Here is a 1,015-nt window from a genome sequence, read left to right as displayed (position 1 = left end):
GGCAGCCGGACAGGGAATCCCCGCCTAAAAAAGTTAAGATACCAACTGAAAAAACAGAGGCCGGGACCGTATCCAAAGTTTCTCAAAAACCAATTAATGAAATCATGCCAAAAAAACCCGGTGAACTTTCCTCAGACGAAAGTGATATTGAGGGCCGGATAACAGAACTCGAGGCGAAACTTGAGGCCCTGAAAAATCGCGGCGGCAGGATCAACCAGCGTGCTGTTGATGAATTAGAAAAACAGCTTCAGGCTGAAAAATACCGCCTGCGCACTATCCGCCAGCTGGCCAACATTGAAAATTTAAAGAAAAGCTATGAAGACTACAACAAGAAAGACAAAAAAGACGGCAAATAAAGCTAACTCCTTTGTATTGCAGGTTCAATTGCAGGTTCTATTGTAGGTTCGGCTTTAGCCGAACAAATAAAAAAACAGCCCGCTCAAATTGAGCGGGCGCTTCATTGCACTAATCACTTTTGGCGTTCCTTTTAATCCAGGTCTCCACTGCTCACGTCATAGTCAAAACTATCCAGCATGTCATCGTCCTCATCATAGAAGGTAATTTCAATGGTATCAAGGGTGATATCCGCGTCATCTTCAAAAGCGTCGGCAATTTCATCGCAAATATCTTTTACATCGTCTTCAATATCACTGTTGCTTAAATCATCCCAATCATCGGCCGCGTCTTCATCATCCGCATAAAGATTAGCGGTAACAGTTTTGTCGTCTTCATCATAAGTAAGCTTTAAGCTGAAATCTATGTCTCCCACGGTATAGGCGCCGTCTTCAAGATTGCTCTCAACGTCTTCAGCGTCGGAGTCCGAGTCATCGTCATCATCATCATGATTCTTTATATAATCGTCAATCTGCCCGGTCAGGACCGCCATTTCAGCCCTCTTAATGCCGCTGTTTACATTCAGGTTGCCTTCGCTGCCCTTGATAATACCGGCTGCATGAAGTCTCATCAGGTATTCATAGATTTCGGCCGGCGTCAGGTCCAGTTCCTCATAATCTTC

General features: G+C 44.6%; 2 protein-coding genes. One reads left to right on the top strand and one right to left on the bottom strand.

Annotated elements, in window-relative coordinates:
* Positions 1-356: hypothetical protein (locus NC238_07515; protein MCM1565787.1), on the top strand; the 356-nt coding region annotated here is incomplete at its 5' end.
* Between the two features lie 131 nt (positions 357-487).
* Here NC238_07515 and NC238_07510 read toward each other — a convergent pair.
* Positions 488-1,015: S-layer homology domain-containing protein (locus tag NC238_07510; protein ID MCM1565786.1), on the bottom strand; the 528-nt coding region annotated here is incomplete at its 5' end.

The organism is Dehalobacter sp. (assembly GCA_023667845.1).
Taxonomy (GTDB): domain Bacteria; phylum Bacillota; class Desulfitobacteriia; order Desulfitobacteriales; family Syntrophobotulaceae; genus Dehalobacter.
This window is presented reverse-complemented; position numbering and strand designations above follow the sequence as displayed.